This is a genomic window from Halorubrum sp. SS7, assembly GCF_005435055.1.
GTDB lineage: Archaea > Halobacteriota > Halobacteria > Halobacteriales > Haloferacaceae > Halorubrum > Halorubrum salinarum.
Genome location: NZ_SGXV01000003.1, coordinates 320,327 through 329,759 on the forward strand (window position 1 = coordinate 320,327; position 9,433 = coordinate 329,759).

Below are 9,433 nucleotides of genomic sequence, written 5' to 3' on the forward strand. Positions count from 1 at the left end.
ACCCTGTCGCTCGGGGGTCTTAAACGACCGCGTCGGGGCGAGGGTTGCTCGGCGGGGCGAACGGGTTCGGGGCGAGGGTCGATCGGTCGTCGTCGCCGGGCTATCACACCCGCGACTTCAGTTCCACCCGGTAGCCGAACGGGTCCCTGACGTACACCGCGCCCGCTTCACCGGTCGCGCCGAGCGGCGAGTCGAGGCTCTTCTCGACCTCGACGCCGGCGTCCGCCAGCTCGCGTTCGATCTCGTCGGCCGACTCCTCGACGACGACCGCGACGTGGTCGTAGTTCGTCTTCGTCGGCGCCTCGAACTCGTCGGTCGGCCAGAGGTGGATCACGGCGGTCGCCGAGAGCCGCACGTCGAAGAACGGCTTCTCGTCGGCCGCGTACAGCGCGTCCTCGATGCCGAATCCGAGCTGCTCGCCGTAGAACTCGCGGGCCTCGTCGGCGCCGTCTTCGGGAATTCGAAGGTTGACGTGGTCGATGTGTCGCGCTCGCATAGTGTCACGGTCGGCGTCGGCAGGGAAAACGGCTCGGTCGGAACGCTACGGAGTCGGAGAGTGGGATCCCGAGGCGACGGCGTGCGTCTCGCACGGGCTGTTGTCACCAGAGGGGGACCTAAGCGCGGGCCGGAGGGGGAGCCACCCCGACGAGCGCATCGGTCGCGTCGTCGTCAGACACACTTCCGGGCCAGTCCTCGCGCTCGCGACGGTCCGTATCGGATTTGAGGTCCGGCGGGGCTTCGTGGTACGTCAGTGGCACCAGCTGGTGTGCGACGTGCCAGCTGACCACTTCGGCGTCGAGGTCGTCGAGCGCGATCGTCAGTTGATTCTCGTAATCGAGTTCCCCGACACAGGACGCGCCCCCGGCGTCCGAAGGACGCACGCTACTGTTGTTGATGGCAGCGCTCTCGAAACCCGGGGAACACACGCTGTCGTTACCGGCGATGACGATGTGGGCCTCCTCGGGGCTCGAAACCTCCCGCCAGCGGAACCCGTACATCGCGTCGACGTCCCGCCGCGTCAATTCGTCGAGCGCCTCGACGGCCTCCTGCTTCGTCTGCGCGTCGAGGTCGCCGCCGTCCGCGTCGCGGAACGCGACCCTCGTCGTGTTCGGGGTCCACGATATCCGGCTGATGTTCATGACGTAATCCGGGGGATCGTCGTGGTCGAGCCCGAGCATGTGCCCAAGTTCGTGCGTCGTCGTGTACTCGAGTTCGGGATTCGAGAGGTTGTACTGGACGGACCCCCACACTGTCCCCCGGTACCCAGTGGCGAGATTCGCACAGCCGTTGAGCGACTGATTCGTAATATCGCCACATTCGGTTACGTCTCGGTACACGAGGGCTTGATCGGCCGCCGACCTGTTGTCGACGAATCGGAATTCGATCGGATACCCGGCGGTGTCCTCGGCGTTCCGTTCCCAGAAAGCCGTGCTGTTCCGGACGATTTCGGTGATGTTCCTGTCGACCCGCGTGTCGTTGACGTAGAGGCTCACGTTCGTCTTCCCGTACGGACTCGGGTGTTCGTCGACCGAGAAGCTCCGCGTCACGTTCTCATCGCCGATCCGTGCTTCGAGTTCGTGCTCCCCCTCTGGCAGCCTGAGAGGCTCCGAGCGAAACGACCGCTCGACGGACTCGTTGGGCTCCAGCGAGACGGACTCGTTTAGCAGTTCGCGGCCGCGGAACGTGACTGTCACCGTGCCGGTGTCGACGTCGCTTCCGACGTTCGTGATCCGCACGGTCCCGGCCTGCGACTCGTTGTAGTCTAGCAGGTACGTGGGGTTGAACGAGTCGATTTGGAAGGTTTCCTCGGGTTCGGTGTCGACGCCGCTCGCGTTCGCGGCGCCCTCGGTCTCGATCCCTGCTCCGGGGGCCTCGTCGCCACCGGCCAGTCCGCCACAGCCCGCGAGGACGACCACCGCGGCCACCGCGAGAACACATTGGTATCTCACAGAATGTATTATAGAAATATACTCATATTATTTTCGGATATGACAAACGGTTGTCTCGACTGGCGACCGCGGGGGCGGACCGCGGTCCCGCGACCCGCGAACGTTCGGGAGCTATTTATTCATAGAAATGTGATAACAACACATGACTGCTCTCGGCACCGTCGCACCGCAGATGAGCGGCATGGCCGGTTCGGGGATGGCGGGCGGGATGGGCGGCTGGATGTTACTCTTCCCGCTTCTCGCGTTGCTCACCGTCGCGGCGCTGCTCGCCGTGGGCGTCGTCGGAATCAGGGCGCTCGCGAACGAGACCGACGACGGCTCGACGCAGAACGAGCCCGACGAGGATCCGGTCGAGCGCCTTCAGCGACGGTACGCGGAGGGCGATCTCACGGAAGCGGAATTCGAGCAGGCGCTGGAGCGCGAACTGGAGCGGGAGGTGACCAGTGGGACCGGGTCGAGCCCGACGCACGAGACCGAATCGAGCGGGGAGGCGGCGCGGGCGCGGTAAGTCGGGGGAAGAAGGTCGGTCGTCGCGGCCGGTCAGGCGAACGCGCGCAGGATTCCGGCGCCGTCGGTGCTGCGGCCGAGGTCCGGGAGCGTGGCGCGCTCGGGGTGGGGCATCAGCACGGCGACCGTCTCGCGCTCGCCGAGGACGCCGGCGACGTTGTCGGTCGAGCCGTTCGGATTGGCGGCGTCCGTGACGTTCCCGTCGGCGTCGCAGTAGCGGAAGAGGACGCGGTCCTCGGCGACGAGGTCGGCGTGGGCCGCCTCGCTTATCTCGAAGCGCCCCTCGCCGTGCGCGATGGGGACCTCGATGACCTGTCCCTCCTCGTAGGCGGCGGTCCAGGGGGTATCGGCGCGCTCGACGCGCAGGTGGACCGGCTCGCACTGGAACCGCGCGGAGGCGTTCGTGGTGAACGCGCCGGGCGTCAGCCCCGACTCCGAGCCGATCTGCGCACCGTTACAGATGCCGATCACGGGGACGCCGGCGTCGGCGGCGGCGCGGACCTCCTCCATGATCGGGTCGCGGGCGGCCATCGCGCCGGCGCGGAGGTAATCGCCGTAGGAGAACCCGCCGGGGAGGACGACCCCGTCGGGGTCGGCGGGGAGGCCGTCGTCGTACCAGACGCGCTCGGCGTCGACGCCGAGGTGGTCGAGCGCGCGGACGGCGTCGCGGTCGCAGTTCGAGCCGCCGAACTGGACGACGGCGACCGTCACGCCGCCCACCCCGCGTGGGCGGCCGCGACGCTCGCATCGCCGGCGGTCGCGCCGGTGACGGTCGGCGTCGTCCCGGAGACGGCGACCGTCATCGCTCCGCGACCGCCACGTCGTAGTCGTGGATCGTGGGGTTCGCGAGCAGCCGCTCGGCCATCTCGCCGGCGCGGTCGGCCGCCTCGTCGGCGTCGGCGGCGTCGAGGTCGACCTCGAAGCGGTCCGCCGAGCGGAGGTCGGACAGCTCGAACCCGAGCCGTTCGAGGGCCTGCTGGGTCGTCTCGGCCTCCGGGTCGAGGACGCCCCGCTTCAGTCGGACCGTCACCGTCGCCGTGTACGCGGTCATACCCGTTGGTGCGGAGTCGTGTGTAAAAACCGTTTTGGAACGACGTTTATACGCATATTCGTGGATATGTTGCGGTCGTTCGTGCGGGAGGCAGGGACGGCACCGAGCGAAAGGGGCAAACCCCTCCGGCTGTTGGGGAGGGTGTATGCAGCCGCTCGAACCCGCGGAGGTGATCGTCGCATGACCCGCGAACTGACCGAAATCACGGTCGTCGGAGGAGACAAGACCGGACTCATCGCGCGGGTCACCTCCCTGCTGTTCGAGCGCGGGATCAACATCGAGGACCTCGACCAGGCGGTCCGCGAGGGCGTCTTCCGGATGACGACCCGCGTCGACACCTCGGAGATGGAGACATCGCGCGGCGAGCTCCGCCGCGCGCTCGCCGAGCTCGGCCGCGAGCTCGACGTCGACATCCAGGTCCGGTTCCCGAGCGACCGCGACGCGCGGCGCGTCGCGCTGCTCGTCACGAAGGAGACCCACGCGCCCGAGGCGCTGTTGGAGGCGGAGGCGCGCGGCGAGCTGGCCGAGGACAGCGAGGCCGAGATCCCGGTCGTCATCGGCAACCGCGGCGACCTCCGGTCGCTCGCGGAGCGCTACGACAAGCCGTTCTACGACGTGGGCGACGGCAACGGCAACACCGACGAGGAGCGCCTGCTCGACCTGCTGGCCGAGTACGACGTGGACCTCATCGCCTTGGCGCGGTACATGCGCATCCTCTCGCCCGAGGTCGTCTTCCGGTACGAGGGGCGGATCGTCAACGTCCATCCCTCGCTGCTGCCGGCGTTCCCCGGCGCGGAGGCGTACCGGCAGGCCAAGGACGCCGGCGTCCGGGTCGCGGGCGTCACCGCCCACTACGTCACGACCGACCTCGACCAGGGGCCGGTCATCGCCCAGCGCGCCTTCGACGTGCCCCCGGGCGCCGACGTCGACGAGATCAAGCGCCGGGGACAGCCCCTCGAGGCCGAGGTCCTGCTCGACGCGGTCCGGCTCCACCTCGCGGACGCCATCGCGGTCCACCGCGGGACCGTCCACGTGCGCGAGGACGTGGACGTCGACGCGCAGCTCGGCCTCTCGGAGGCCGCCGTGGACGCGAACCCGGACGAGCCCGTCGACGGCGAGCCGCTCGGCCGCACCCGCCCGTCGCCGTCGGACGACTGACGGCGCGATAGGACCGCACGCGCCGGCCGACCCCGAACTCCGGCGGCTACTTTTAACCGCGCGCGAGCGCAACGACGGACGATGACCGGTCGTCGCGCCCGGACGTTCCTCGCGGACACCGCCGCGGTCGTCCGCAGCGACGAGCGGCTGATCCTGCTGTTCCTACTGCTCCTCTCGCTCGCCGCGCTGGCGGTGTTCCTCCACTACACGACCCTGGTCTTGGAGGGGCTCCCGGACCCGGTTCCGGGGGAGCCGTTCGGGCCGTGAACCGGGACCGCCGAGCCGCTCACTCCAACCGCACCAGCAGGTCGCGGTTCGCGGCCTCGTAGCGCAGGCGCCCGTCGTCGAGCGCCCGGCGGCGCCTGGCCGCCCAGTCGCTCGCGTCGTAGCCGGTCTCGCCGACGGCCGTCTCGACCGTGTCAAGCAGGTGCGCGAGGACCGTCCGCTCGCCGGACTCGTAGGGTGGTTCGATCTCCCACGGCGAGGGCCCCTCGGCGATCGCTGTCGCCTCCCGGGCCAGCGCCGCCGCCCCGTCGGGGCCACCGGGGCGGAACTCCCGCATGTGGCGGTGATAGCGGTCGAGGACGGCCTCGTCGTCCGGGTCCGGGGGCGCGAACCGCGTCTCGCCGTCGTAGGTGATCGGCGCGTACGCGACGGGGGCGACCTCGCCGAGGGCGTCGACCGCCGGGGCGGCGTCGACCACGTCGAAGAACGCGCAGCCGACGACCGCGTCGAACCGCTCGCCGGCGGCCGCCGCCTCGCTCGCGAAGTCGAAGGCGTCCGCGACGCGGAACTCGACGGCCACGTCCCCGACCGCGTCGCCGATCCGCGCTTCGCCCGCGGACAGGGCCGCCTCGTGGGCGTCGACCGCGACCCACCGGCCGGCGTCGATCACGCCCCAGTCGACGAGGCGCTCGACCATCGTCGCCGTGCCCGCGCCGACTTCGAGCACCTCTGGCTCGGGCGGGAGTTCGGCGGCGAAGCGGTCGAGGACCGCCCGGTTCAGCGAGCGGTCGTCGAGCGCGCGCTTCGCGTCGAGGTACGTCGCGTGGTCGGTCACGCGGCGTCACCTCCGCGATCCGGAATCTCCGTTCGTCGTCCGGCCTCGCCCTCCAGGAAGTCGACGACGCGGTCGAGCGTCTCGGGCCACCCCGGCCGCGCCTCGTAGTCGCGGCGCGCGGCGGTCCCCATGGCCGCCAGCCGGTCGCGGTCGTCGAGGTCGCGGAGGGCCGCGGCGACGGCGCGCGGGTCGCCCGGGGGCACGAGGACGCCCGACTCGCCGTCCCGGACGAACTCGCTCGCACCGCCCGCGGTCGTCGCCAGCGGCACGCAGCCGAACCCCATCGCCTCCAGGTACACCATGCCGAACGGCTCGTATCTCGACGGCACCGCCAGGACGTGGCTCTCGCGGAGCCGCGCCGCGACCGCCTCGTCGTCGAGGCGCCCGGCGAAGCGGACGCGGTCGCCGATCCCGGCCGCGGCGACCGACTCCGCGACGGCCTCGGCGTGGGCCGGCGCGACCGTCCGGTCCCCGACGACCGTCAGCCGCCAGTCCACGTCGCGACCGTCCAGCCGGGCGAGGCCGTCGACGAGCGCGTCGAGCCCCTTCCGCGGGACGACGTTCCCGAGGAAGGTCACCTCCAGCGAGCCGGACCGGGCGCGCTCGCGGATCTCTGACGCGGAGGTCACCGGGTCGAACCGGTCGCCGGCCGGCGGGGCGACCGCGCTCCTGGCCGGGCCACCGAGCACGGCCGCGTTCCGGCGGGTCGTCTCGGCGTTGTACACCGCGGCGTCGACGCCGCGGAGGAACCGGCGCTCGACGGCCGCCACTCCGCGGCGCTCGAGCGCCGAGCGCGCGCGGTCGAGGGCTCCCCGTTCGCCGTCCGGCGTCCCCTGCGCCGCCCGCGCACGCCACGCGATCATGTGGACGAGCGCGACGGTCGGCGCGTCGAGCCGCCGGTTGGCGCACAGCACGGACGGGTGCGCCAGCCCGTCCTCGACGACCACGTCGAACTCGTCGAGGCGGTCGGCGAGCCGGCCCGCCCGGAGGTTCGGCGCGAGGCGTTCCCGGTAGGATCCCCGGGGCAGCGAGACCACCTCGACGCCGTGGCCGCGCTCGCGGAGGCGGTCGCGGAGCCGCCGGTCGTAGTAGAAGCCGCCGGACTCGGACTCGATGTCGCCGGCCAGCACGAGGGCGACGCGCATCGCGGCGTCACCGCAGTTCGCCGGCGTAGGAGACGCTCGCGGCGTCGTCCTCGCGGACGGTCACGGTCAGCCGGGTCGCGGCCGGGGCGTCCACCGCCGCGAGGTCGTCGAACAGCGCCCGGGCCAGCCGCTCGGCGCTGGGGTTTCCCTCCAAGTGCTCGTTGAGCGTCTCGTCCCGGTAGCGGTCGGCCGCGTCGGCCAGGGCGTCGAGCGCGAGGTCGATGTCAAGCAAGTAGCCGTACTCGCCGAGCTCCGGGCCGCGGAACGTCGCCTCCGCGGTGAAGGTGTGCGAGTGGAGCTCCGCCTCGCCGGCCGGCGGGTTCGGGACGGTGAGGTAGTGCTGTGCGACGAACGTCTCGGAGACGGTCAGTTCGTACATGGGTAGGTGAAGAGGAGCTGAAGGGTCGGTTCGCCCTCGTCGGCGAGGCGTCGGTACGCGCTCGGCGCGCGGTCGACCGGGACGCGGTCCGTGACGAGCCGCTCGGTGACGTCCAGTTCGCCGTGGAGCCGCCGGAGCTGGCGCCAGGCGGTCTCGCGGCGGCGCTCCCGGTCCCAGCGACCCCGGAGCTCCGGCGCGATGGTCGTGACTTGGCTGCTCCGGACGGTGACCCGCCCGCGGTGGAAGTGGTCGCCGAAGCCGAGGTCGGCGCGCTTTGTGCCGTACCACGACCCCACGAGGACGCGGCCGTCGAACCGCGTCGTCTCGACGGCCGTCTCCAGCGTCTCGGGCCGCCCCGAGACCTCGACCGCGAGGTCGACCCCCCCGGTGCGGTCGCGGACGGCGTCGACGACGCCGGCGCGCCCGTCGTGTCGGGTCGGGTCGACGACGGCGTCGGCGCCGAACTCGGCCGCGAGCTCGCGCCGCCCGTCCTTCGGTTCGACCGCGACCACGGTCTCCGCGCCGCTCCGCGCCAGGAGGGCGGTCGTGAGCAGCCCCACGACGCCCTGCCCGAACACCGCAACGCGCTCGCCGAGCCGGGGGGCCGCGTCGAGCGTCAGCGTGACGGCCGTCTCCGCGTTCGCGAACAGCGTCGCGGTCTCCGGGTCGATCCCGTCCGGGACCGGGAAGAGCGCGTCCGGGGAGACGGCGAACCGGCTCTCGTGGGGGTTGAACGCGAAGACGGTCCGGTCGCGCCACGACGGGTCGACCGCCTCGCCGACCGCGGCCACCCGCCCGACGACCGCGTAGCCGTAGCGGAGCGGGTACGAGAGGTCGCCGTCGAGTGAGGAGAGCTCCTCGTCCGCGACGGTCTCTGGGTCGAGCTCCCCGCGGTACGCGAGCAGCTCGGACCCCGCGCTCACCGCCGAGACGGACGCGGAGACGACCACCTCGTCGGGGGCCGGGGCTGGGTCGTCGACCGGGACGACCTCGACGCGCTCCGGGCCGGTGAACTCCACCGCGCGGTGGGCGGCGCCGTCGCTCACGCGGACTCACCCGTCCGCGGCCGACGACCGAGAGGAGTCGACATTACCGATCGCACGGGCCGATCCAACATAAAGCCCCGCCGGCGACGACCGCCCGACCGAGCGGCGCCGCCCGTCGCGGTCGCGCCCGCCGGGGAGTAAGCATAAGCCAGCGGAGGCCGTGCGTAGCGTATCCATGGCACACTCCGACGCGGGCGCCGACGTCGAATCGCTGACCCCGCTCCACTGGATCGGGATCCTCGCCGCGACCGTGTCCGGGATCGTCCACGCCGTTCTCGGGGTTCAGGTCGGGGGCGCGCTGGGAATCTCCTTCTTCGTCGCAACCCTGGGCTTCGGCGCGGGCGTGGCGGCGATAGTCGCCGGATACCGGCGCCGGATGATGTACGCCGTCGGGATCCCGTTCACCGGCGGTCAGATCGTCCTGTGGTACGTGATCAACTTCGTCACCGGGACGTACTCGTTCCCGGCCGACGTCGGGGTGTACGGCGCCGTCGACAAGGTCGCGCAGATCGCGTTGATCGCCGTCCTCGCGGTCCTGCTCTCCAGGGAGTCGTAACGCGCGGCCGCGGCTCGCCGTCCCCTCCTCGACGCCGCGATCCCGCCACCGCCCGGTTCGGACCGCTCGCTCACCGCCTCACTCGCCGTCTCGGCCGGCCGCGATCGGCGGGTCGTCGCGGCCGAGCCGCCCCGTCGCGGCCGCCCAGTCGCGGGCGAAGCTCGCCAGGAGCGCCGCCAGCGCGACCGCCGCGAACGCGGTCAGGAGGGCCATTCCGCCCCCGCGGCCGACGCTCGGGAGGAGCGCGAGCGCGACGACGGCGAACTGCGCGGTGCCCACGAACGGCCGGACTCGGCTCGGCGGGAGCTCGTACACCGACGCCCCGGCGCGTCGTCGCCGCCACAGCGACCCGGCGTAAGCGTACCAGACCCCGCCGGCGAGGAGGTACCACGGGGGGAGCGCGCCGAGCGCGACGGCGACCGCGGCGCCGACGAGGACGGCCAGCGCGTCGGTGGCCCCGTCGAGGCGCGCGCCGAGAACCGTCTCGCGGGTGCGGCGGGCGACCGCGCCGTCGACCGCGTCGAGGCCCACCGCGCCGACGAAGAGGGCCGCGGGGAGCCGCGGGTCCGGCGTCGGCGCGAC

13 protein-coding genes are annotated in these 9,433 nt (G+C 72.0%); 4 read left to right on the forward strand and 9 right to left on the reverse strand.

Annotated features, from left to right (window positions below):
* Positions 1-103: 103 nt before the first annotated feature.
* Positions 104-496 carry a VOC family protein gene (locus tag EXE44_RS05995; RefSeq protein ID WP_137716374.1) on the reverse strand — a complete coding sequence of 131 codons (393 nt, stop codon included), beginning with the start codon at positions 494-496 and terminating at the stop codon, positions 104-106.
* 118 nt (positions 497-614) lie between these two features.
* Positions 615-1,916: a hypothetical protein gene (locus tag EXE44_RS06000; protein WP_137716375.1), complete on the reverse strand. Its 1,302-nt coding sequence runs from the start codon at positions 1,914-1,916 to the stop codon at positions 615-617.
* Positions 1,917-2,091: 175 nt separating this feature from the next.
* Here EXE44_RS06000 and EXE44_RS06005 point away from each other — a divergent pair, with 175 nt between their 5' ends.
* Positions 2,092-2,457: an SHOCT domain-containing protein gene (locus EXE44_RS06005; RefSeq protein WP_241991798.1), complete on the forward strand. Its 366-nt coding sequence runs from the start codon at positions 2,092-2,094 to the stop codon at positions 2,455-2,457.
* Between the two features lie 32 nt (positions 2,458-2,489).
* Here EXE44_RS06005 and purQ read toward each other — a convergent pair whose 3' ends face one another.
* Both purQ and purS read right to left on the reverse strand, forming a co-directional pair.
* Entirely contained in the window at positions 2,490-3,167 is a 678-nt protein-coding gene (gene purQ / locus EXE44_RS06010) for a phosphoribosylformylglycinamidine synthase I (RefSeq protein WP_137716376.1), read from the reverse strand.
* Positions 3,168-3,255: 88 nt separating this feature from the next.
* Positions 3,256-3,507 (reverse strand): phosphoribosylformylglycinamidine synthase subunit PurS, encoded by a 252-nt coding sequence (gene purS, locus EXE44_RS06015; RefSeq protein ID WP_121562396.1) that lies wholly within the window; start codon positions 3,505-3,507, stop codon positions 3,256-3,258.
* A 180-nt stretch (positions 3,508-3,687) separates the two neighbouring features.
* On the opposite strand from purS, the gene EXE44_RS06020 reads away from it, so the two are divergent.
* Both EXE44_RS06020 and EXE44_RS06025 read left to right on the forward strand, forming a co-directional pair.
* A complete protein-coding gene (locus tag EXE44_RS06020) occupies positions 3,688-4,665 on the forward strand; it encodes a formyltransferase family protein (RefSeq protein ID WP_121562395.1) in 978 nt (325 codons plus the stop codon).
* 81 nt (positions 4,666-4,746) lie between these two features.
* Positions 4,747-4,932 carry a hypothetical protein gene (locus EXE44_RS06025; protein ID WP_137716377.1) on the forward strand — a complete coding sequence of 62 codons (186 nt, stop codon included), beginning with the start codon at positions 4,747-4,749 and terminating at the stop codon, positions 4,930-4,932.
* A 19-nt stretch (positions 4,933-4,951) separates the two neighbouring features.
* Here the strand turns inward: EXE44_RS06025 and EXE44_RS06030 are convergent, their stop codons facing one another.
* From EXE44_RS06030 to EXE44_RS06045, 4 genes are read right to left on the reverse strand one after another with little or no spacing between them, the layout of a single operon-like run.
* Positions 4,952-5,725, reverse strand: coding sequence for a class I SAM-dependent methyltransferase (locus tag EXE44_RS06030; protein ID WP_137716378.1), 774 nt, complete (start codon positions 5,723-5,725; stop codon positions 4,952-4,954).
* Complete coding sequence (locus tag EXE44_RS06035) at positions 5,722-6,870, reverse strand: glycosyltransferase family 4 protein (protein WP_137716379.1); 1,149 nt, start codon at positions 6,868-6,870, stop codon at positions 5,722-5,724. The genes EXE44_RS06030 and EXE44_RS06035 overlap by 4 nt, the downstream gene beginning before the upstream one ends.
* 7 nt (positions 6,871-6,877) lie before the next feature.
* A complete protein-coding gene (locus EXE44_RS06040) occupies positions 6,878-7,249 on the reverse strand; it encodes a 6-carboxytetrahydropterin synthase (protein WP_053771251.1) in 372 nt (123 codons plus the stop codon).
* A complete protein-coding gene (locus tag EXE44_RS06045) occupies positions 7,237-8,295 on the reverse strand; it encodes a zinc-binding alcohol dehydrogenase (RefSeq protein WP_137716380.1) in 1,059 nt (352 codons plus the stop codon). The genes EXE44_RS06040 and EXE44_RS06045 overlap by 13 nt, the downstream gene beginning before the upstream one ends.
* 175 nt (positions 8,296-8,470) lie before the next feature.
* Here EXE44_RS06045 and EXE44_RS06050 point away from each other — a divergent pair, with 175 nt between their 5' ends.
* A complete protein-coding gene (locus EXE44_RS06050; protein WP_137716381.1) occupies positions 8,471-8,851 on the forward strand; it encodes a hypothetical protein in 381 nt (126 codons plus the stop codon).
* 78 nt (positions 8,852-8,929) lie between these two features.
* Here EXE44_RS06050 and EXE44_RS06055 read toward each other — a convergent pair.
* A partial coding sequence (locus EXE44_RS06055) for a CDP-alcohol phosphatidyltransferase family protein (protein ID WP_137716382.1) occupies positions 8,930-9,433 on the reverse strand: 504 nt, incomplete at its 5' end.